We start from the raw sequence: 21800 nt of genomic DNA, 5'->3' as shown, positions 1-21800 counted from the left end.
AGAATGGGTTTTTTATTATGAGGTAAAACTCAATTAAGCTTCGAAAGCTTCAATAGAAACAAAAGACTTACCATCTTTCTTCTTTGTGAATTTCACTAAACCATCAACTTTAGCATGTAAAGTGTGATCTTTTCCTCCATACACATTTTCACCTGGGTGATGTGTATTACCTCTTTGTCTTACGATAATGTTACCAGCTAATGCAGCTTGTCCACCAAATATCTTAACACCTAAGCGTTTCGATTCTGATTCTCTACCGTTTTTAGAACTACCTACTCCTTTTTTATGAGCCATTGTCTTAAGGTTTTATATTGTTATACTTTAGTGGTTAGCAATTACGCTTTCCCACCATCTAATTCGTCTTGCCATTTCTTTAACTCATCCCACTTACCATCAGCAGCCATTTTAGCTTGTGCTGGCCAAGTATCAGTAACGTGATTTCCACGAACACCTGCGATGATTTCTGAAATTTTTGCTGAATCTGTTTTAGCTAGATCTGCATAAGTTGCGATTCCTGCTTCTACTAATGTAGATGCAATCTTTGGCCCAATACCTTCGATTTTCTTCAAATCGTCAGCTTTCCCAGTTGCTTTTTTAGGAGCAGCTTTCTTAGCTTCAGTTTTTGGAGCAGCAGCTTTTGCTTCTACTTTTGGTTCAGCTTTTTTAGCTTCTTTTTTTGGAGCAGCTTTCTCAGCTTTAGCTGGAGTTGCTTTTTTAGCTCCTGAAGCGACGATGCTTTCAATTACGATTTCAGATAAAGATTGTCTGTGTCCATTTTTCACACGGTAACCTTTTCTTCTTTTCTTTTTGAAAACTATCACTTTATCACCTTTAAGGTGCTTTAAGACTTTTGCACTTACTTGTGCTCCGTCTATAGCTGGGGCGCCTAAAGTTACATTGTTACCATCTCCAATTAAAAGAACGTTATCGAAAGAAACTTTCTTACCTTCTTCTGTTGCTAAACGGTTAACAAAAACTTTTTGGTCTTTTTCAACTTTAAATTGATGCCCTGCTATCTCTACAATTGCGTACATAGCGTAACGTTTTTATTAATTAAATTATTCAAAATGTGTACTTTCTCTTCAGAAAGCGGGTGCAAATATACATTCTAATTAATTAATTCACAAACGATTTATCTGTTTTAAGTATTTAAACAGGGAATTTTAAAGAGTTCCTTAAACGTGAACTCTAAATTGTTATCAAAGCCTAGGCTCACGCAACCTAAACAATAAGAAAAAATTAGTTTCAATTATAAAAATCAGGGATAAAACACTCATTTCAAACATTTTTAAGAATTTTTTAGAATTTAAACCTGTAAAAACGAATTGTTAATCATTATTTTTGTGATTCGTTGTAACATTTCATGATTTATGAATACTTACAATTCGTAAAAACTAATTTAAAACAAACTCACAATGAAAAAAGGCTTATTTACTTTAGCTGCATTTGTACTTGCAATATTTGCTACAACTGCACAAGAAGTTAAATTTGAAGAATTTGATCTAGACAATGGATTACATGTCATTCTTCATCAAGATAACACTGCTCCAGTTGTTATCACATCAGTTATGTATAATGTAGGAGGAAAAGATGTTGGAGGTAGTCCAGAAGCTCCTCGCACAGGTTTTGCTCACTTTTTTGAACACCTTTTATTTGAAGGGTCTGAAAACATAGAGCGTGGTGAATTCATGAAAATCATTCCAGCTAATGGTGGAAAATTTAATGCTAACACCTCACAAGATAGAACCTATTACTATGAGGTTTTTCCATCAAACAAATTGGAATTAGGTTTATGGTTAGAGTCTGAACGCATGCTACATCCTGTAATTGATCAGGTTGGTGTCGATACTCAAAACGAAGTTGTTAAAGAAGAAAAACGTCAACGTTATGAATCTCCATATGGTAAAATATTTGAAACTTTAGGTGCAAATCTTTTTAAAGTTCACCCATATAAAGATCCAAATATTGGCTATATGGAAGATTTAGATGCTTCTACTCTAGCAGAATTTAATCAATATTTTAAAGATTATTATGGCCCAAATAATGCCGTTTTAATTGTTGCTGGAGATATTGATACTGGAGAAACGAAAGAGCTTGTAAAAAAATACTTTAGTGAAGTTAAAAGAGGACCAGAAGTGGTTAGAAATTTCCCTAAAGAACAACCAATAACAACTACAGAAAAAGCTAAAGCTTACGATAAAAACATTCAATTACCAGCTATTCTTGCAGCCTATAGAACTCCTGGTTTTGGAACAAGAGATGCTTATATTTTAGATATGATTTCTTCTTATTTAAGTGGAGGAAAAAGCTCTGTACTTTATAAAAAGTTAGTTGACAACCAAAAACAAGCTTTAGCAGTGCAGGCTGTTAATATTGGACAAATGGATTATAACATATTTGCCATGTTTGCACTTCCATTAGGTGAGGTTACTTTAGATACGTTATTAACTGAAATTGATGTTGAAATTGCTAAAATGCAAAACGAATTAATTTCTGAACGTGATCATCAAAAACTTATCAATCAATTTGAAAATCAATTTGTAAATGCGAACTCTAGCATTGAAGGTATTGCAGGATCACTTGCAACATACTATTTGTTATATGGCGATGTAAACTTAATCAATAAAGAAATTGAAATTTATAGAAGTATTACAAGAGAGGACATTCAAGCAGTAGCACAAAAATACTTAAGTCCGAATCAAAGAGTTGAAATTGAATACCTACCACAAAAAGACGAACAATAAGATGAAAACAATATATAATATGAAAACAAAATTATCAGCATTTATTTTACTGTTCTTAATGTCAGTAGTAAGCGTAAATGCACAATTAGATAGATCTATTCAACCTAAACCAGGACCAGAACCATCTATTTCTTTAGAAGTTCCTAGTGAATTTGAATTGAAAAATGGATTAAAAGTTCTTGTTGTTGAAAACCATAAACTGCCTAGAGTCTCTTATTCTTTAAACATAGACAATAAGCCTGTTGCTACTGGAGCTAAGGCTGGTGTTGAAAGCCTAATAGGTAGTATGCTAGGAAATGGTACTACAAGTATTCCTAAAGACGACTTTAATGAAGAAATCGACTTTTTAGGTGCAAGTTTAAACTTAGGAATTAATGGTGGCTATGCTGCCACCTTATCAAAATATTCAGAACGAATATTAGAACTTATGGCTGATGCAGCTATCAATCCTTTATTAACTGAAGAAGAATTTGATAAAGAAAAAACCAAGTTTATTGAAGGTCTTAAAACACAAGAAAAAGATATTGATGCAATAAGTGGTCGTGTAGCTGACGCTTTATTATATGGTGCAAAACACCCTTACGGAGAATTTGTTACAGAAGAGACTATCAACAATGTGACCTTTGGTGATGCTGTTGCTTTTTATCAAAAACGATTCAACCCAAATAATGCTTATTTAGTAATTATTGGAGACGTTGATTTAAGTACTGTTAGAAAACAAGTAAAAAAGTATTTTGGTAATTGGGAAAAATCTATTGATGTTACAACAACAGTTCCACCTGTAAGTCCGAATGCACAATACACTCAAATCAATTTTGTGGATTTACCAAATGCATCTCAATCGAGTATTGCAATCAAAAATAGTGTAGATTTAAAAATGAGTGATGAAGATTATCATGCAAGTATCATCGCAAATAGCATCCTTGGTGGTGGTGGTGAAGGCTACTTATTCAAGAATTTACGTGAAGACAAAGGTTATACTTATGGTGCGTATTCTAGCTTAAGAGCAAACAGATATGGTGCTGGAAGTTTTAGTGCAACTGCTAAAGTTAGAAATATGGTTACTGATAGTGCTGTTGTTGAAGCGCTAAAAGAAATTAACCGTATCAAAACAGAACCAGTAGATCCTAAAATGTTAAAGGATACAAAAGCAAAATATGTAGGTAACTTTATCATGGGCTTAGAAAACCCACAAACAGTAGCTCGTTATGCTTTAAATATCAAGCTAAACAATTTACCTAAAAATTTCTATACGACATATTTACAAAAAATTAATGCAGTAACTGCAGATGACGTAAAGCGTGTTGCTAACAAATACATGAAGCCTGAAAACGCAAGAGTTGTAATAGTTGGTAAAGGAAGTGAGGTTTTAGAAAACCTTGAAAAAACAGGGATTCCAATTAAATATTACGACAAGTATGCAAACACAGTTGATAAGCCTGTTTTTTCTAAACCAATTCCAGAAGGAGTAACTGCTCAAACAGTTGTTGCTAATTACTTAACTGCAGTAGGTGGAAAAGATAAATTACAAGGTATCAATACCATTTTAACAAATGCAGATGTAACAATTGAAGGCGCTCCATTTAAACCAAAGGCTATAATTAAGGCTATGGCTCCTAATAAGGAATCTATGGAAATGGTAATCGAAGGAATGGGAACTGTGATGAAGCAAAAATTCGATGGAGCTACAGGATATAGAGAGCAACAGGGAATGAAAGTACCAATGACAGATAAAGAGTTAGATGGTAAAAAAGAAGAGAAAGGATTATTCCCAGAACTTTATGTTGATGTGGCTAATATGGCACTAGAATCTATTGCAACTGTTGAAGGAAAAGATGTGTACAAAGTTAAAGTGACTAAAGGTGAAGATGTATCACACAGATATTATGATACGACTACAGGTTACTTAGTTCGTACAGAATCAACAAGTGAGCAACAAGGTCAAATGGTAACATCAATAGTTGACTTCTCAGATTATCAAGATGTTAACGGAGTTATGTTACCAAAAACTCAAAAAATAACAAATGGTCCGCAAATCATAACACTTAAATCAGTAGATATTAAATTTAATGAAGGTGTAATTGAAGCAGATTTTAATTAACTAAATTAGACCATACTAATTATAAAACCCGAAACAGAAATGTTTCGGGTTTTTTTATCGTTTACGCTTGTGTGATAGATAAACACCTAGCAAAATTATTAGACTTCCAACGCCTTGCATGAGGCTAAATCCTTCGCCATCTAGTATTCCCCAAATCAATGCCACTAAAGGCATTAAATACGTCACAGACGATGCAAAAACTGGTGTAGAAATCTGCACCAAAGTATTAAATAAAACCTTGGCTATCGCTGTTCCAAAAAGAGACAAAATAACAAGATAAACTATAGACATTTTAAATTCAGGATGCGCAAATGTGTTTTCATTAAAAAAGTCAGTAAAACAAAGTATAGCAATAGCTGGAATAATTATCGCAACATAATTTCCAGTTGCTATACTTAAGGGCTTTGCATGTTGTAAATACTTTTTAATAATGTTCACATTTAAAGCATACATACAGGTGGCAAGAATAATATAACCTGCAAATAAATAGTTTTGATTTGGATTGAGTTCAGCGCCTTTTAAAATCAAAATACTGGTTCCAATAAAACCAATTATAACACCTAAAATTTGTCGTTTAGTAGAGGCTATTTTGAACACAGCAAAACCAAATAACACTGTATTTAATGGTACTAACGAATTTAAAATTGATGTTACAGCACTATCAATTTCTGTTTCTGCAATTGCGAATAAAAATGCTGGGATAAAAGAACCTAAAAATCCTGATAAAATCACCCATTTCCATTCGTGCCTTTTTATAGATTTAACACTCATAAAACCTACAGCAAAGAGAATAACTCCTGTTATTATTGTTCGTAATGCACCTAGTTGATAAGGTGTTAAACCTAAAAGGGATTTCTTTATTAAAATAAAAGAACTTCCCCAAATCAATGCTAAAACAATTAGATACAGCCATTTACTATTAGCGTTTTTCATAAGAATCCTTTAACTAAGTCACAAAATTCGTTAATTTTCATGCAAGGAACATCAATATTTACTAAGTTTGTGATAAATACAATATTTAATACCTATGAAGACATTAAAAAACTTATTAGTTATTGCATTAATTTCAGTAAGCATGATGGCTTGTAAAAATGATGCAAAACCTGAAGTTAAAACTGTTGAAACTGAAGTTACTTCAGAAGCAAATACAGCTGAAGCTAAACAATTAGATCCTAATGCAACTTACGCTAAAGCGGAATTTGGTATTGAAGGAATGACTTGTGCTATGGGTTGTGCAAAAACCATAGAGAAGAAAATTGCAAAAATGGATGGTGTAAAATCTGCTAAAGTTGATTTTGAAAAGGAAATCGCAATGGTAGAATACGATGAAGCTAAAGTAACTACTAATTCTTTAGAAGAAGCCGTTGCAAAAGCTGGTGACACTTATAAAGTGAAAGACATGAAAACTGTAGAGTCATTTTCTTCAGAAAAACATGAATGTTCTGCTAGTTGTGACAAAGCATCTTGTGCAAACAAAACAGAAGCCGAAAAAATGGCTTGTGCAAAAGATTGTAAAAAAGACTGTTGCGCTAAAAAAGCTTAAACCTAATTTAATACAAATAAAAAAACCACTCAAATTGAGTGGTTTTTTTTGTGTTTTATCGTAAATGAAACCCTTTTGCTGCCCACCATGGATGAATTTCTATTTGAAGTCTTCCTGCTTTTACCATTGGGTCTGAATTGGCTAAACTATCTGCCATTTTTTGAGTTGGAACATTATAAATGGTGATGCCACGAATATCACTATCGTCACCAAATGGTCCAGATATATCTGCATAACCCAAGTCATACATTTTACCTAAATGTGCCAAATGCTCACTTTGAAGGCGGTTAGCTTCTTCCTCATTTTGATTTCTCACCAATCCTCGTTTTAAAAATGCAATAAAGTATTGCTGCATTAAAATAGTATCTTGCGTTTTTTCATCGACATAATCAAAGGTTTGAAACCCTTTTGCTGTGAGTTCCTCTTTAAGTCGTTTTATCGATTTATTTTCCTTAACTGAAGAAACAATATCTCCTAGATTATTTTCGGCTTCTTGTATAGCATCATTAATTGGTACAGTTGAAGCTTTAGTGTTTTCCTTACAAGTAAAGCATACTAATGCTAGACAAAGTATAACTATTAGTTTTTTCATTATGAATTTATTTAAATGACCACATTTTATACGGTGTTAAACTTAATTGAGAATTGTAATATTTAATATCTCCTGTAACTTCCTTTCCAAGCCAAGTGGGTGATTCAAAATAATCATTTTCATGATTGAGTTCGACTTCAGCTATCGTCAAACCTTCATTATTTCCAAAAAACTCATCAATTTCAAATATATGCTGACCTACTTTAACTTCATATCGCATTTTATCAATAGCACCTTCTTCACATAAATTTAAAAGGGCTTCGGCATCGTTTTTTGAAATTTCCTTTTCCCATTCAAACCGTTTCAAACCATCATCTGTTGATTTTCCTTTTACGGTTAAAAACCCTTTTTCTCCTTTAAGCCTAACTCTAACTGTGCGTTCAGGATGTGTGTTTAAAAACCCTTGAATAATTCGTGTCTGTTTAATAGATTCTGTTTTGAAATCCTCTGAAGTCACTAAAAATTTACGTTCTATTTCAATCATTAAAAAAGACATTTAATGTCTAAATTTACAGTATGCCAAACGATTTTCCAATAAGAAAGATAATTCATGTGGATATGGATGCATTTTATGCCTCTGTAGCACAAATGGATAATCCTGAACTCAAAGGAAAACCTATTGCTGTTGGTGGAGGCGGAACACGAGGTGTGATTAGTGCGGCTAGTTATGAAGCTCGAAAATTTGGCGTAAAAAGTGCAATGTCTGGACGATTAGCAATAAAATTGTGTCCAGAATTGATTTTTGTTAGAACCGATTTTGCACGCTATACTGAAATTTCTAAACAGGTACGACAGATATTTTATGATTACACAGATTTAGTCGAACCGCTGTCTCTAGACGAAGCTTATCTTGATGTTACTGAAAATAAAAAAGGAAATCCGAGCGCTTCACTACTTGCTGAAGAGATAAGAACTCGCATTTTTAATGAGGTTGGATTAACGGCTTCTGCAGGCATTTCCATCAATAAATTTATTGCGAAAGTCGCGAGTGATTATAACAAACCTAACGGACAAAAAACTGTTAATCCTGAAGAAGTACTTCAGTTTTTAGAAGACTTAGATATTCGAAAATTCTATGGTGTTGGGAAGGTAACTGCTGAAAAAATGTATCAAAAAGGTATTTTCACTGGCAAAGATTTAAAAGCAAAAACGCTAGATTATTTAGAGGAGTACTTCGGGAAATCGGGTCGTTTTTATTATCATGTGGTTAGAGGAATTCATACAAGTGAAGTGAAGCCCAATCGGATTAGAAAATCATTAGCTGCCGAACGCACGTTTAATGAAAATCTGTCTTCTGAAATTTTTATGCTCGAAAAGTTAGATCATATTGCGGAAGAAGTATCAAAACGATTACACAAAAGTAAAGTTACAGGTAAAACAGTGACTTTAAAAATTAAATACAGTGATTTTACATTGCAAACTAGAAGTAAAACTTTACCCTATTATATCAGTGAAAAAAGTATTGTTCTAGAAACTGCTAAAGATTTATTATATCAAGAAAAGCTGAGTAATTCTGTTCGGTTGTTAGGGATTTCATTATCTAATTTAAATACAGATGCTTCAAATTCAAAACAATCAAACCCAATTGAAAAACCTATTAGTGTGCAGTTAAAATTTGAGTTTTAAGTTAAACCAGGTTCTGATTACGCGTTAGCGATTGCAACGGCATCCTTTTGCGTTTTTCGCAAAAGATATAGTGGAAAGCGCGACCCTTGTGGTAACGCCCAACATTTAAAAACTACAACTCTCAATTTCGGTAACACGTAAGGTATTTACCATCCCTTTATCTTGAATTGGCATGGCAGCTAAACTAATTAACATATCACCAACTTCGAGATAGCCTTTTTTACAGGCAATGGCGTTTACATCTTCAATGGTTTCGTCTGTACTCACAAATCTATCATAGTAAAAGGATTCAACGCCCCAAAGCAAGCTTAGTTGTGTAAGAATTCGTTTATTAGATGTAAATACTAAAATGTGTGCACTTGGTCTCCAAGCCGAAATTTGAAAAGCAGTATAACCACTATTTGTTAGCGTTGAAATAGCCTTTGCATTAATTTCGTTAGCCATGTTAGCAGCATGATAACAAATTGATTTTGTTATGTAACGTTTTGTACGAATATGAGGAGGCCTTTGTGGTACCTTTATTAAATCTGAATCTTCAACACTTCTAATGATACTAGCCATTTGCTTAATTACTTGTATTGGGTAATTCCCAACAGAGGTTTCACCAGACAACATTACAGCATCAGCTCCATCCATTACAGAATTTGCAACGTCATTAACCTCAGCACGAGTTGGTGTTAGGCTTGTAATCATTGTTTCCATCATTTGGGTTGCAATAATTACAGGTATTCTTGCGCGTTTAGCACGTAATACTAATTGCTTTTGAATTAAAGGTACTTCTTCGGCAGGTATTTCAACACCCAAATCTCCACGAGCCACCATTAATCCGTCACAATAGGCAACAATCTTGTCGATGTTCTCTACTGCTTCTGGCTTTTCAATTTTAGCGATAATTGGTATTTTGTGATCACTGTGTTGTTTAATTAATTCTTCAAGTTCCATTAAATCTTCTGCATGACGAACAAATGATAATGCGATCCAATCGACCTTTAAACTACATGCAAATTTTGCGTCTTCAATATCCTTTTCAGTAAGTGCTGGTTGAGAAATATTAGTGTTTGGAAGATTAACTCCTTTTTTGGAACGTAAAGGACCACCTTGAATTACTCTAGCTTTAACTTCTGACTTTTTATCTGTAGAAACGACTTCAAAAATTAATTTTCCATCATCTAATAGAATTCGTTCTCCAGGTTTAGCATCCTGAGGAAACTTATCATAGGTCATATAAACACGCTGTTTTGTGCCTTCAAATCGTTTTCCAGTTGCAAAAATAATTTCATCACCTTCATTAACAACAACTTCACCTTTCATAACACCAACTCTCAATTTTGGTCCTTGTAAATCGCCTAAAATTGCAGCGTTATAACCAAACTCCTCATTGAGTTCACGAATCATTGTAACGCGTTCTTTAACACCTTCATAGTCTGCATGAGAGAAATTAATTCTAAATACATTAGCGCCTTCTTCAAGCATTCCTTTTAGAACTTCTTTACTACTTGTTGCTGGTCCTAAAGTAGCAACTATTTTGGTTTTCTTTTTTCGTAACATTAATTAAAAATTAAATGATCTTTTGATTTTATCTGGTCTACATCTATATGATATGATGTAATGACTTGAGGTATTAATTGGATTTTATTGAGAATGCTCTTCTCATTAAAATTTTGATTTTCATTAGATACTTTAATGAGGTAATCTACATTTTTAAATTCTGGTAACAAATTATAGGTTTTCAAAATTGTTTGTTGGTTGTCAAATAATGAGCCTGAACTTTGCAATGATGCTTCTTCTTTCTTACAAACATTTGCTACTAAATTCCATGTCGTATCTAAAGTGATATCATCCCACTCATAAATAGCATAAGAGGCGGCAAAATAATTATAGTCCAAATCTTGAGGTTTGCGCTTTAAATTGAGACCTAAATGCGTATTGAGAAGATAGGCTAATCTATAATCTTCAAGCCTGCAATGTATAGCTAAAAGCATAAAAGAAGTGTCGTAAAAATCGTCTACAAGTAACTTGTGTAAAGCCATAATTTAACCGCTATCAAATGTAAATATAGAACATTATGTCTAGTTTGAGATTAAGTTTTTATTAATCTTAACAGCCTAAGGCTTCGAAAACGTTATAGTACTGCAACTATTTTTTAAAGAAAAAAATCTAAGTCATTAAAAAGCTTTAGTTATCTCATTTTGAAAGGCAAAAAACGCACGTCGAGATGCTTTTTCTTCAGCTTTTTTCTTAGAAGTTGCTCTCGCTTTTGAAATGACTTTATCGTTAATTGATAATTTAACAGAGAAGTGTTTTAAATTATCATTACCTGTGTCTTCGTACACATTGTAGTCAAATGATTTTTTTTCTTTCTGACACCATTCAATAAGTAGGCTTTTATAACTAATTACTTTACCTTCTAAGGTCTCTATATCAACATGTGGTTTGATGACTCTTTTATGGATAAATTTTTCGCATTGTTTATAGCCTTTATCTAAGAAAATTGCGCCTACGAGAGATTCAAAAAGATTGCCATGAATATTGTTACCAAAATTTGTTGTAGGTATTTTACTCTCAACTAAATCTATGAGTTTTAGTTCTTTTCCCAACTCATTTAGGTGCTCCCTACTTACAACTTTTGAACGCATTTTGGTCAAATAGCCTTCATCTCCTTGAGGAACTTTTTCAAATAAATAAGACGCGATAACTGCACTTAACATGGCGTCACCAACAAATTCTAGTCGTTCATAATTAACTGCATTGCCATCATTATCTTTTAAATTTAATGATCTATGTGTAAATGCTTTTATATAAAGTTCCTTATTTTTAGGTGTATAACCGAGTATTTTGGAAAGATGCAAAAAAAAATTCCCGCCTTTACTAGAACGGGAATTTAATATGTTTCGAATGATATTCATCCGTATTTAATCTACTTTTTTAAATAATACACAAGCGTTGTGACCGCCAAATCCAAACGTATTACTCATTGCAACTTTAACGTCTCTTTTTTGTGCGTTATTTAATGTTAAATTAAGTTTAGAATCAATATTTTCATCAACAACTTCATGATTTATTGTTGGTGGCACGATTCCATGTTCCATTGCTAAAATTGACGCAATAGATTCAATAGCACCTGCTGCTCCTAATAAATGTCCAGTCATGGACTTTGTTGAGTTAATATTGATGTTTTTCGCATGGTCTCCAAACACTTCAGAAATCGCCTTAAGTTCAGCAACATCTCCAAGAGGTGTTGATGTTCCGTGCGTGTTGATATGATCAACTTCTTCAGGATTTATACCAGCATTTTCTAAACAATTTTTCATTACAGCAATAACACCAATTCCTTCTGGGTGAGGTGCAGTCATATGGTAAGCATCAGACGATAAACCACCTCCTAAAACTTCAGCATAAATTTTTGCTCCTCTTGCCTTAGCGTGCTCATATTCTTCAAGAATTATTGCTCCAGCGCCTTCGCCTAAAACAAAACCATCTCTGGTAGCGTCAAAAGGTCGAGAAGCCGTTTCTGGACTTTCATTTCTTGTTGATAATGCGTGCATTGCATTGAATCCACCCATACCGGCAATGGTTACTGCTGCTTCACTACCTCCAGTTACGATCACATCACAATGGCCCAAACGGATCATATTTAATGAATCGAACATGGCGTTAGCTGAAGATGCACATGCAGATACAGTAGTATAATTAGGTCCCATAAATCCATGTTTAATAGATATGTTTCCTGGTGCAATATCTGCAATCATTTTTGGGATAAAAAAGGGATTAAATCTTGGTGTACCATCTCCTTCAGCGAAGTTTAAAACTTCATTTTGAAATGTTTCAAGACCTCCAATTCCAGCTCCCCAAATGACACCTACTCGTAATTTATTTACTTTTTCTAGATCTAACTTAGAATCTAAAATGGCTTCATCTGAAGCCACCATAGCATACTGTGTAAATCTATCCATCTTACGAGCTTCTTTTCTATCTAGAAAATCGGTAGCGTCAAAGTTTTTTAATTCACAAGCGAATTTTGTTTTGAACTTTTCAGTGTCAAAATATGTAATTGGTGCAGCGCCACTTTTTCCACTTATAAGCGCATCCCAAAATTCATCTTTGGTATTGCCTATAGGTGTAAGTGCTCCTAAACCGGTAACTACTACTCGCTTTAATTCCATAAAAATTTATTGGATTATTTTGCTGCTTCTATATAAGAGATAGCTTGACCAACTGTAGCAATGTTTTCAGCTTGATCGTCTGGTATTTGAATATCAAATTCTTTTTCAAATTCCATGATTAATTCAACAGTGTCTAATGAATCTGCTCCTAAATCGTTAGTGAAGCTAGCTTCAATTACAACTTCGTTTTCATCAACTCCCAATTTGTCTACGATAATCGCTTTTACTCTTGATGCAATGTCTGACATAATTTTTTAATTTTAAGTTTTAATTAGTTCGCAAAAATAAAAAAACTTTATTTCAATACACACCTTTACTTTAAAAATGTGTCTGTAATTTACTAAATTACTTTGAAGAATTTATCTTTTGCTATCTAATTGTTAATTATTATTCTTTTTTTTGTTCTGAATAATAGTAACGATTGTCTGTAAATGAAACGTATTGTAATCTTTGCGTCCGGAAGTGGCACTAATGCTGAAAATTTAATTAAGTTTTTTCACAACAGAGAAAATGTTTCTGTTATTCAAATACTTAGTAACAATCCTCATGCCAAAGTTTTAGAGCGTGCAAAAAAACTAAAAGTTAGTGCGCTGTCATTCAATAAAATAGCCTTTGCTGAAACGAGCCACATCTTGGATCTTCTGAAATCTGTAAAACCAGATTTAATTGTATTAGCTGGTTTTCTTTGGAAGTTCCCTGAGCATATTCTGGCTGAGTTTCCAAATAAAGTCATTAATATTCATCCTGCGCTTTTACCAAAATATGGTGGAAAAGGAATGTACGGCATGAATGTTCATGAAACTATTGTTTCAAATAAAGAAAAGGAAACCGGTATCACTATTCATTATGTTAATGAACACTATGATGAAGGTGCTATTATTTTTCAGGCAAAATGCGCAGTAAACCCTTCTGATACAGCACATGATGTAGCACAAAAAATTCATAAATTAGAAATGAATCACTTTCCAAAGGTTATTGAAAAACTTTTAAATGAGTAAAAAGAAAAAAAAATATTACACTGTTTGGAAAGGGCATCATACAGGTGTTTTTGAATCTTGGGACGACTGTAAAGCGCAAATTAAAGATTTTCAAGGTGCTCAGTACAAATCATTCGCCACATTTGATGCTGCCAAAAAAGCTTTAAAAGGAAATTACAAAGACTACATTGGTAAGAGTAAAAAATTTAATAGTGAACTTTCAGAAGCACAACTCAAAAAAATTGGCTTACCAAATTACAACTCTATTTCTGTAGATGCTGCTTCTTCTGGAAATCCAGGAAAAATGGAATATCGTGGCGTAGTAACCAAAACAAAAAAACAATTGTTTATTCAAGGACCTTTTGAAGACGGCACAAATAATATAGGTGAATTTTTAGCTATTGTTCATGGTTTGGCTTTTTTAAAAAAGAAAAATAGCAACCTCATCATTTATACCGATTCTAGAACAGCTATGAGTTGGGTTAGAAAAAAAACATGCAATACGAAACTAGAACGTAATGCAAAAAACAAATCTTTGTTTGAATTGATAGATCGTGCTCTAGATTGGCTTAAAAATAATACCTACACTACTACCATTGTGAAATGGGAAACAAAAGCTTGGGGTGAAATTCCTGCAGATTTTGGTAGAAAATAATTCGTTTTTTAGTCCTTAAAAAACGTATATTTGCAGCAAATTTTAAAAAGCTTTATGAGCAAATTAGTTATAGTTGGAACAGTAGCTTTTGATGCTATTGAAACACCCTTCGGAAAAACCGACAAAATATTAGGTGGCGCAGCCACTTTTATTGGTTTAGCAGCATCTCAGTTTAATGTTGATTCTGCTGCAGTATCTGTAGTTGGTGGTGATTTTCCTCAAGAATATTTAGATTTATTATCAGACAGAAACGTCAATATAGATGGTGTAGAAATCATAAAAGAAGGTAAAACATTCTTTTGGAGCGGGAAGTACCATAATGATATGAATTCTAGAGACACATTAGCAACTGAGCTAAATGTACTTGCAGATTTTGATCCAAAAGTTCCTGAACACTATAAAGATGCCGAAGTGGTTATGTTAGGAAATTTGCATCCAATGGTTCAAATGAGTGTGTTAAATCAAATGACCAAAAAACCAAAAATGGTTATTTTAGACACGATGAACTTCTGGATGGATTGTGCACTTGAAGATTTACACAAGGTCATAGAAAAAGTAGATGTCATCACTATTAATGATGAAGAAGCAAGACAATTAACAGGTGAATATTCTTTGGTTGTTGCGGCTCGTAAAATTCATGAGATGGGACCAAAATATGTGGTGATTAAAAAAGGAGAACATGGAGCATTGTTGTTTCATGATGACAATGTGTTTTATGCTCCTGCCTTACCTTTAGAAGAAGTATTTGACCCAACTGGAGCTGGTGACACCTTTGCAGGTGGTTTTGCAGGTTATCTTGCAAGCACAGAAGATTATTCTTTTGAGAATATGAAAAACGCTGTTATTTTTGGTTCTAATTTAGCATCCTTTTGCGTTGAAAAATTTGGCACAGAACGCATGCAGAATTTAACAAAAGACGAAATCGACTATAGGCTGAATGAGTTCAAGCAACTCACTCAATTTAATATTGAATTATCATAAAAAAAACGCGCTCAAAATTGAGCGCGTTTTTTATTTATTACTACCTCTAGAATTTATAATTTTAGAACACTTTAAAACAAGATTACAACCATGAGCGATGCTTTAAAACATGAATGCGGAATTGCACTCATAAGACTTAAAAAACCATTAGAGTATTACAAAGAAAAGTACGGAAGTGCATTTTACGGCGTAAACAAGATGTATCTCATGATGGAGAAACAACACAATCGTGGTCAAGATGGAGCTGGTTTTGCAAGTATTAAATTAGACACGCAACCAGGAGAACGATATATAAGTCGTGTACGTTCAATTGCGCAACAACCAATACAAGATATTTTTGCTCAAATTAATGAACGAATTAATGAAGAGTTTGATGAGCATCCAGAATATCAAGATAATGTTGCACTACAAAAAAAGCATATTCCTTATATAGGCGAATTACTTTTAGGTCATGTTCGTTATGGAACTTTTGGAAAAAATAGTGTTGAAAGTGTTCATCCCTTTTTAAGACAAAACAACTGGATGCACAGAAACCTTATTGTTGCTGGCAACTTTAATATGACAAATGTAAATCAATTGTTTGATGGACTCATTGAACTTGGTCAGCACCCAAAAGAAAAAGCTGATACCATTACTATAATGGAAAAAATTGGCCATTTTCTTGATGATGCAGTGAGTAAAATCTACAAAAAACTTAAAAAAGAAGGGTATAGTAAAAGCCAATGTTCTCCTTTAATTGCTGAACGTTTAAATGTAGCCAAAATCTTGAAAAAAGCAGCTAAAAACTGGGATGGTGGCTATGCAATGGCTGGATTATTAGGCCATGGAGATTCGTTTGTTTTAAGAGACCCAGCAGGAATTAGACCAACTTATTATTTTGAAGATGAAGAAGTGGTAGTTGTCGCTTCTGAGCGCCCAGTTATACAAACAGTTTTTAATGTTGATTTTGAAGATGTAAAAGAACTAGCTCCAGGGCATGCCATCATTACTAAAAAATCTGGAGAAGTCTTTATTGAGCAAATTCTTGAGCCTTTAGAACGCAAAGCCTGCTCGTTTGAACGCATCTATTTTTCTCGTGGAAGTGATGCCGAAATTTATCAAGAGCGTAAAAATTTAGGGAAATTATTAATGCCAAAGGTATTGGAAGCTATAGAAAATGACACCAAAAATACCGTGTTTTCCTATATACCAAATACTGCCGAAACTTCATTCTTCGGAATGATTGAAACGGTTGAACAGCATCTAAATGAAAGGAAAACTCAAGCAATACTTGATGGTAATGGCAAACTTTCAGCAAAAAAAGTTACCGAAATTCTATCTGAAAGACCAAGAATAGAAAAGATTGCCATTAAAGATGTAAAACTTAGAACCTTTATTACAGAAGATAGTAGTCGTGATGATTTAGTTGCTCATGTCTATGATGTAACCTATGGTGTTATTAAACCAACTGACAATTTGGTAATTATTGATGATAGTATCGTTAGAGGAACAACCCTTAAAATGAGTATCATAAAAATGATGGATCGTTTAAATCCGAAACAAATTATAGTCGTTTCATCTGCACCTCAAATTCGTTATCCAGATTGTTACGGTATTGACATGGCTAACCTTGAAGGTTTAATAGCTTTTAGAGCTATGATTGAGTTGCTTAAAGAAAACGATAAATTCTACATGGTTGAAGAGGTGTATCATAAATGTAAAGCACAACTTAAAATAAAAGATCATGAGGTCAAAAACTTTGTGAAAGACCTATACAGCGAGTTTACTGCAGATCAGATTTCTGATAAAATTGCAGAATTAATTTCTGACACCACTGTTAAAGCTAAAGTAAAAACTATATTTCAACCTATAGAAAGCCTACATAAAGCATGTCCGAAAAATTTAGGAGATTGGTATTTCACAGGCAACTATCCAACTGCTGGAGGCAACCGTGTGGTAAACAAAGCTTTTATCAATTTCTACGAAGGAAATAAAGAAAGAGCCTACTAGACAAAATACTCAACTTTAGCATTTTATCCGAAAAAAAGTGTTGTTTGTCTGATAAAAACGCATTTCGTCTAATATTTGTTTAGGGTTAAACAAAATACACATACATTGGTATCACCATAACATAAGTAGGTTAAGTTCATGGTAGATTTGGGGCAAAAAAAGGTGAACATATGTTCACCTTTTTTTATTAACATATGTTAATAGTTTTATAACGACTTGTTTCTCAATTTCTTTTATCTTTCACCTAAAGTCATTCTTTATTATTCACTTATAAACTACTAAAAATGTAGTTTTCCCCGTTTAAGCCAATTTATTCGTCGTTAGTCTAATATATTTAACAATTAAAAAAAAGTCCACTTATATTTGTTTCACCATAACATAAGTAGGTTAAGTTTATGGTAGATTTGGGGCAAAAAGGTGAACGCAAGTTCACCTTTTTCATTTTTAATACCTTTCTAAATAACTTCCTTTTTTTCTTTGTACAGGGTATAAAAAAAGCAAACCCAAATAAGTTTGCTTTTTTTAATTTATAATAGATATAGTTACTTTGCTTCTGCGTAACGTCTTTCAACTTCATTCCAATTAAGAACCTTAAAAAAGGCCTCAATATAATCTGGTCGTCTATTTTGATAGTTTAAATAATAAGCGTGTTCCCAAACATCTAATCCTAATATTGGAGTGCCTCCACAAGTCACACCTGGCATTAACGGGTTATCTTGATTTGGTGTTGAACATACTTCAACTTTTCCTCCTTTATGAACACACAGCCATGCCCATCCAGAACCAAACTGAGTTGCTGCAGCTTTACTAAATGCTTCAACAAAAGCGTCTTTAGAACCAAATTCAGCTTCGATAGCATCTTTCAATTCCCCAGATAAATAGCCTTTATCTTCAGGATTCATAACGTCCCAAAATAAAGAATGATTATAAAAACCTCCTCCATTATTTCTAACACCTGAATTATTCATATCAAGATTTGATAAAATATCTCCTATAGATTTTCCTTCTAAATCTGTACCTGCAATTGCAGCATTAAGTTTAGTAGTATATCCATTGTGATGTTTTGTGTGGTGTATTTCCATAGTACGAGCATCAATATGAGGTTCTAATGCATCGTAAGCATATTTTAATTTCGGTAATTCGAAAGCCATAATTTTATGTTTTATAAGTTAATATGTAATGATACCAAATTTACATATAAAACAGCGCAATTAAAAATAATAAATAGCTATGAACTCATTGATAGTTTTTATAATTTTAAGCGTGCAAAAGCAAACACCTTTTACAATTTATAACGCATCTGCTGGAAGTGGGAAAACTTACACCTTAGTTCTAGATTATTTAAAGATTCTCTTTTCTTCAACTAGTTTGTTAGCCTTCAGAAATATTTTAGCCCTCACATTCACGAACAAGGCAGTTGGTGAAATGAAGGAGCGAATTATAGATACTTTAAAAGCATTTTCTGATGCCTCTGTTTTAGATGCTTCAAATAGTATGTTTGAAACCATCGTAAACGATTTGAATCTAGAACCAGAAGTCTTACATGAAAGATCTAAACTGCTTTTGCATACAATGGTTCATAATTATGCTTCATTTGACATCTCTACTATTGATAAATTTAATCATAAACTCATTCGGACGTTTGCTCATGACTTAAAACTTCCTGTGAATTTTGAAGTCGAACTTGACACTAAAACGATGTTGAGCAAAGCTGTTGATAAGCTTATTGATAAAGCGGGAAGTGATAATGCGTTAACCAAAATTTTGGTCGATTTTGCTATTGAGAAAACGAATGACGACAAGAGTTGGGATATTTCATTTGACTTTAATGCGATTGCAGAATTATTAATTAACGAAAATGAAATTCCGTATATCGAACAGTTAAAGGATAAAACTCTTGAGGACTTCAAAGCTCTAAAAACTAATTTGTTAAAACAAAGAAAAGAGTCAGAGTCTCAAATTGTTACTCTTGCAAATAGTACGCTTGATTTAATTTCGGCAAATGGATTAGCTTTTGAAGATTTTAGCAGAAAAACTTTACCTAATCATTTCAAAAAAGCGAGTGAACTTAATTTTTCGGGACTTTATGGTAATAGTTTAGAAGACAATTTAGCAGAAAAATCTAAAATATATACTACAAAATTAGACCCAGAAAAAGCATCTACCATTGATAGTTTACTGCCACAAATTGAACGTGATTTTCATTCCGTTAAACTATTGGTTTATGGGTCGAAATTTCTAACCAATGCTTTAAATAATATAACACCTTTATCCGTTTTAGGCGCAATAAAAAACACCCTTGAAGAACTTAAATTAGAAGATAATCTTTTATTAATTTCTGAATTTAATGCCATCATCAATACAGAAATAAAAGAACAACCTACACCATTTATATATGAACGAATTGGTGAAAAGTTTAAACATTATTTTATTGATGAATTTCAGGATACTTCCGTTTTACAATGGGAGAATTTAATTCCATTAGTTGATAATGCCATTACTGGTCAAAATTTAAAAGGTGAAACAGGAACTGCAATGATTGTAGGTGATGCGAAGCAAGCTATCTACAGATGGCGAGGAGGACGTGCCGAACAATTTATAGATTTATATTCAGAAGGAAATCCATTTCATGTAGATAAAACTGTCAAAAATCTACCAGCAAATTACAGGAGTTTTAAGCGTATTATAGAATTCAATAATTCGTTTTTTAATCATATTTCTGATTTTGTTTTTTCAAATGCAAAGCATCAACATATTTATAAAAATGCGGATCAAGATTTGGTATTTAAAAATGATGGATATGTTGAATTATCTTTTTTGAATACCGATAATGAAGATAAAAATGAACTGCATTGTGAAGCTGTTTTAAATAGCATTGAAAAAGCAAAACAAAACGGTTTTTCACTAAAAGATATTTGCATAATTGTAAGGCGAAAAAAAGAAGGTATTGCCATTGCCGAATATTTAAGTAGCAAGCATTACTCTATAATCTCTTCGGAAACTTTAATGCTTAGAAATGCTCCTGAAGTTAATTTTATTATAAACATTTTAACTTTAGTCATTCAACCTAAAAATGACGAAATTAAGATTGAAGTCCTACATTATTTAGCTGAATATCAATTATCACTAAATGATAAACATGAATTTTTTAGTCAATTAGTTCATAACGATATTTTCAAATTATTTGATGGACTCAAAGCGTTTGGTTATGACTTTGATTTTAATCAATTTTTACAATTGCCTATTTATGAAGCGATTGAAAGCATTGTTAGACAATTTAATCTCAATACATCTTCAAATGCTTATATACAGTTTTTCTTAGATGAAGTTTTAGACTATTCACAAAAATACAATACAAGCCTAACTGGGTTTTTAGACTATTGGAACCGGAAAAAAGACACCTTAAGTATCGTATCTCCTCAAGGTGAAAATGCAGTTCAAATTATGACCATTCATAAGTCAAAAGGTTTAGAGTTCCCAGTCGTTATTTTTCCTTATGCCAATCAAGGTATTTATTTTGATTTAAGTCCGAAAGTTTGGTTTCCTGTTGATGAAAATAAGTTCAATGGGTTTTCGCATTTGTATTTAAATCTTAATAAGGATTTTGAAGATTATAGCGAAAATGGGAATACATTATATAATGAGTACCAATCAGAACTTGAATTAGATAGTATTAATTTACTATATGTGGTACTAACTCGACCAATTGAGCAATTATATATCATTTCTGAATATGATGTGGATAAAAAAACTCAATCTGAAAAACTTAATTATTATTCAGGCTTATTTATTAATTATTTAAAATCTACTAATCAATGGGTAGATAATACGTTTACTTATAGCTTAGGGAACCCAATAAAAACTTCAGAAGACAAAACAACATTACATAATACTAGATTTCAAAATGAATTTATTTCAACAGCAAAAGAAGATCACAACTTAAATATTGTAACAAGTTCAGGATATTTATGGGATACACTTCAGGAGAAAGCAATTGAAAAAGGAAACTTGATACATGATATCATGTCTGAAATTAAAACCATTGCAGATGTTGCTTATGTGTTAGCAAATTATAAAAGTTTAGGTAAAATAAACGCCTTGCAACATGAAGAGCTTATAACAACGGTTCACGACCTTATAAATCACAGTCAGTTACAGTCCTATTTTAGTTCTGAACTTACTATATATAATGAGAAGGACATTATTACTAAAAACGGCACTTTACTTAGACCAGATCGAATTGTGATTAACTCTAATAATGAAGTAGTCATTATCGATTACAAAACTGGTCTAACAAATTCTAAACACGAAGAACAACTTTATGACTACCAATTAGTCTTAGAGGACATGAACTTTAAAGTCATTAAAAAGATTCTCATATATATTAATGACGAGATAACGATAAAAGAATTTTAAATTTGTAAAAAAT

At 32.7% G+C, this 21800-nt stretch carries 20 protein-coding genes; 9 read left to right on the top strand and 11 right to left on the bottom strand.

The genetic code is table 11. The features are described from left to right. Positions 1–33: 33 nt before the first annotated feature. Positions 34–294: a 50S ribosomal protein L27 gene (gene rpmA / locus VOI25_RS03605; RefSeq protein ID WP_323787581.1), complete on the bottom strand. Its 261-nt coding sequence runs from the start codon at positions 292–294 to the stop codon at positions 34–36. Between the two features lie 41 nt (positions 295–335). Beyond that, on the bottom strand, positions 336–1034 hold the full coding sequence (gene rplU, locus VOI25_RS03600) for a 50S ribosomal protein L21 (RefSeq protein ID WP_323787580.1): 699 nt from the start codon (positions 1032–1034) through the stop codon (positions 336–338). Positions 1035–1415: 381 nt separating this feature from the next. On the opposite strand from rplU, the gene VOI25_RS03595 reads away from it, so the two are divergent. Beyond that, positions 1416–2744, top strand: a complete 1329-nt coding sequence (locus VOI25_RS03595) for a pitrilysin family protein (protein WP_323787579.1) — start codon at positions 1416–1418, stop codon at positions 2742–2744. Between the two features lie 19 nt (positions 2745–2763). After that, the gene (locus VOI25_RS03590; RefSeq protein ID WP_323787578.1) at positions 2764–4845 is read left to right on the top strand and encodes an insulinase family protein; all 2082 of its coding nucleotides are present in this window, start codon (positions 2764–2766) and stop codon (positions 4843–4845) included. A 54-nt stretch (positions 4846–4899) separates the two neighbouring features. Here VOI25_RS03590 and VOI25_RS03585 read toward each other — a convergent pair whose 3' ends face one another. Further along, complete coding sequence (locus tag VOI25_RS03585; protein WP_323787577.1) at positions 4900–5778, bottom strand: DMT family transporter; 879 nt, start codon at positions 5776–5778, stop codon at positions 4900–4902. Between the two features lie 94 nt (positions 5779–5872). Here VOI25_RS03585 and VOI25_RS03580 point away from each other — a divergent pair, with 94 nt between their 5' ends. Beyond that, positions 5873–6388 (top strand): heavy metal-associated domain-containing protein, encoded by a 516-nt coding sequence (locus VOI25_RS03580; protein ID WP_323787576.1) that lies wholly within the window; start codon positions 5873–5875, stop codon positions 6386–6388. 55 nt (positions 6389–6443) lie between these two features. Here the strand turns inward: VOI25_RS03580 and VOI25_RS03575 are convergent, their stop codons facing one another. Together VOI25_RS03575 and VOI25_RS03570 are read right to left on the bottom strand one after the other, a co-directional pair. Next, positions 6444–6980 (bottom strand): hypothetical protein, encoded by a 537-nt coding sequence (locus VOI25_RS03575; RefSeq protein ID WP_323787575.1) that lies wholly within the window; start codon positions 6978–6980, stop codon positions 6444–6446. Between the two features lie 7 nt (positions 6981–6987). After that, entirely contained in the window at positions 6988–7464 is a 477-nt protein-coding gene (locus VOI25_RS03570; protein WP_323787635.1) for a CYTH domain-containing protein, read from the bottom strand. Positions 7465–7496: 32 nt separating this feature from the next. Between VOI25_RS03570 and dinB the strand changes: the two genes are divergently transcribed. Further along, positions 7497–8606 carry a DNA polymerase IV gene (gene dinB / locus VOI25_RS03565; protein WP_323787574.1) on the top strand — a complete coding sequence of 370 codons (1110 nt, stop codon included), beginning with the start codon at positions 7497–7499 and terminating at the stop codon, positions 8604–8606. A gap of 105 nt (positions 8607–8711) precedes the next feature. Here dinB and pyk read toward each other — a convergent pair whose 3' ends face one another. The 5 genes from pyk to VOI25_RS03540 all read right to left on the bottom strand — a co-directional run bounded on the left by pyk (position 8712) and on the right by VOI25_RS03540 (position 13017). Then, positions 8712–10154 carry a pyruvate kinase gene (pyk, locus tag VOI25_RS03560; RefSeq protein WP_323787573.1) on the bottom strand — a complete coding sequence of 481 codons (1443 nt, stop codon included), beginning with the start codon at positions 10152–10154 and terminating at the stop codon, positions 8712–8714. Beyond that, the gene (locus tag VOI25_RS03555; protein WP_323787572.1) at positions 10154–10636 is read right to left on the bottom strand and encodes an IPExxxVDY family protein; all 483 of its coding nucleotides are present in this window, start codon (positions 10634–10636) and stop codon (positions 10154–10156) included. The genes pyk and VOI25_RS03555 overlap by 1 nt, the downstream gene beginning before the upstream one ends. A gap of 135 nt (positions 10637–10771) precedes the next feature. Beyond that, positions 10772–11512: a ribonuclease III gene (gene rnc / locus VOI25_RS03550; RefSeq protein ID WP_323787571.1), complete on the bottom strand. Its 741-nt coding sequence runs from the start codon at positions 11510–11512 to the stop codon at positions 10772–10774. Positions 11513–11518: 6 nt separating this feature from the next. Beyond that, complete coding sequence (gene fabF / locus VOI25_RS03545) at positions 11519–12769, bottom strand: beta-ketoacyl-ACP synthase II (RefSeq protein WP_323787570.1); 1251 nt, start codon at positions 12767–12769, stop codon at positions 11519–11521. A 14-nt stretch (positions 12770–12783) separates the two neighbouring features. Next, entirely contained in the window at positions 12784–13017 is a 234-nt protein-coding gene (locus VOI25_RS03540) for an acyl carrier protein (protein ID WP_148452158.1), read from the bottom strand. Positions 13018–13200: 183 nt separating this feature from the next. Between VOI25_RS03540 and VOI25_RS03535 the strand changes: the two genes are divergently transcribed. The 4 genes from VOI25_RS03535 (at position 13201) to VOI25_RS03520 (ending at position 17371) form a co-directional block, all read left to right on the top strand. Next, positions 13201–13767, top strand: coding sequence for a phosphoribosylglycinamide formyltransferase (locus VOI25_RS03535; protein ID WP_323787568.1), 567 nt, complete (start codon positions 13201–13203; stop codon positions 13765–13767). Further along, a complete protein-coding gene (locus VOI25_RS03530; RefSeq protein WP_323787567.1) occupies positions 13760–14401 on the top strand; it encodes a ribonuclease H family protein in 642 nt (213 codons plus the stop codon). The genes VOI25_RS03535 and VOI25_RS03530 overlap by 8 nt, the downstream gene beginning before the upstream one ends. 54 nt (positions 14402–14455) lie before the next feature. After that, positions 14456–15382, top strand: a complete 927-nt coding sequence (locus VOI25_RS03525) for a PfkB family carbohydrate kinase (RefSeq protein WP_323787565.1) — start codon at positions 14456–14458, stop codon at positions 15380–15382. Between the two features lie 90 nt (positions 15383–15472). Then, positions 15473–17371, top strand: coding sequence for an amidophosphoribosyltransferase (locus VOI25_RS03520; RefSeq protein ID WP_323787564.1), 1899 nt, complete (start codon positions 15473–15475; stop codon positions 17369–17371). Positions 17372–17913: 542 nt separating this feature from the next. On the opposite strand, the gene VOI25_RS03515 is transcribed toward VOI25_RS03520, so the two are convergent. Beyond that, on the bottom strand, positions 17914–18522 hold the full coding sequence (locus tag VOI25_RS03515; RefSeq protein ID WP_323787563.1) for a superoxide dismutase: 609 nt from the start codon (positions 18520–18522) through the stop codon (positions 17914–17916). A gap of 79 nt (positions 18523–18601) precedes the next feature. Here VOI25_RS03515 and VOI25_RS03510 point away from each other — a divergent pair, with 79 nt between their 5' ends. Next, positions 18602–21787: a UvrD-helicase domain-containing protein gene (locus VOI25_RS03510; RefSeq protein ID WP_323787562.1), complete on the top strand. Its 3186-nt coding sequence runs from the start codon at positions 18602–18604 to the stop codon at positions 21785–21787. Positions 21788–21800 lie beyond the last annotated feature (13 nt).

This window comes from Psychroserpens sp., from assembly GCF_034670085.1.
In the GTDB taxonomy this organism is placed as follows: domain Bacteria; phylum Bacteroidota; class Bacteroidia; order Flavobacteriales; family Flavobacteriaceae; genus Psychroserpens.
This window is presented reverse-complemented; position numbering and strand designations above follow the sequence as displayed.

Bases quoted from the DNA above. Each gene is read 5' to 3' on its own strand.
- fabF (WP_323787570.1), bottom strand. From the start codon at position 12,769: ATGGAATTAAAGCGAGTAGTAGTTACCGGTTTAGGAGCACTTACACCT.
- VOI25_RS03555 (WP_323787572.1), bottom strand. From the start codon at position 10,636: ATGGCTTTACACAAGTTACTTGTAGACGATTTTTACGACACTTCTTTT.
- rplU (WP_323787580.1), bottom strand. From the start codon at position 1,034: ATGTACGCAATTGTAGAGATAGCAGGGCATCAATTTAAAGTTGAAAAA.
- VOI25_RS03530 (WP_323787567.1), top strand. From the start codon at position 13,760: ATGAGTAAAAAGAAAAAAAAATATTACACTGTTTGGAAAGGGCATCAT.
- VOI25_RS03540 (WP_148452158.1), bottom strand. From the start codon at position 13,017: ATGTCAGACATTGCATCAAGAGTAAAAGCGATTATCGTAGACAAATTG.
- VOI25_RS03590 (WP_323787578.1), top strand. From the start codon at position 2,764: ATGAAAACAAAATTATCAGCATTTATTTTACTGTTCTTAATGTCAGTA.
- pyk (WP_323787573.1), bottom strand. From the start codon at position 10,154: ATGTTACGAAAAAAGAAAACCAAAATAGTTGCTACTTTAGGACCAGCA.
- VOI25_RS03525 (WP_323787565.1), top strand. From the start codon at position 14,456: ATGAGCAAATTAGTTATAGTTGGAACAGTAGCTTTTGATGCTATTGAA.
- VOI25_RS03520 (WP_323787564.1), top strand. From the start codon at position 15,473: ATGAGCGATGCTTTAAAACATGAATGCGGAATTGCACTCATAAGACTT.
- VOI25_RS03580 (WP_323787576.1), top strand. From the start codon at position 5,873: ATGAAGACATTAAAAAACTTATTAGTTATTGCATTAATTTCAGTAAGC.
- VOI25_RS03585 (WP_323787577.1), bottom strand. From the start codon at position 5,778: ATGAAAAACGCTAATAGTAAATGGCTGTATCTAATTGTTTTAGCATTG.
- VOI25_RS03515 (WP_323787563.1), bottom strand. From the start codon at position 18,522: ATGGCTTTCGAATTACCGAAATTAAAATATGCTTACGATGCATTAGAA.
- rnc (WP_323787571.1), bottom strand. From the start codon at position 11,512: ATGAATATCATTCGAAACATATTAAATTCCCGTTCTAGTAAAGGCGGG.
- VOI25_RS03595 (WP_323787579.1), top strand. From the start codon at position 1,416: ATGAAAAAAGGCTTATTTACTTTAGCTGCATTTGTACTTGCAATATTT.
- VOI25_RS03510 (WP_323787562.1), top strand. From the start codon at position 18,602: ATGAACTCATTGATAGTTTTTATAATTTTAAGCGTGCAAAAGCAAACA.
- dinB (WP_323787574.1), top strand. From the start codon at position 7,497: ATGCCAAACGATTTTCCAATAAGAAAGATAATTCATGTGGATATGGAT.
- VOI25_RS03575 (WP_323787575.1), bottom strand. From the start codon at position 6,980: ATGAAAAAACTAATAGTTATACTTTGTCTAGCATTAGTATGCTTTACT.
- VOI25_RS03535 (WP_323787568.1), top strand. From the start codon at position 13,201: ATGAAACGTATTGTAATCTTTGCGTCCGGAAGTGGCACTAATGCTGAA.
- rpmA (WP_323787581.1), bottom strand. From the start codon at position 294: ATGGCTCATAAAAAAGGAGTAGGTAGTTCTAAAAACGGTAGAGAATCA.
- VOI25_RS03570 (WP_323787635.1), bottom strand. From the start codon at position 7,464: ATGATTGAAATAGAACGTAAATTTTTAGTGACTTCAGAGGATTTCAAA.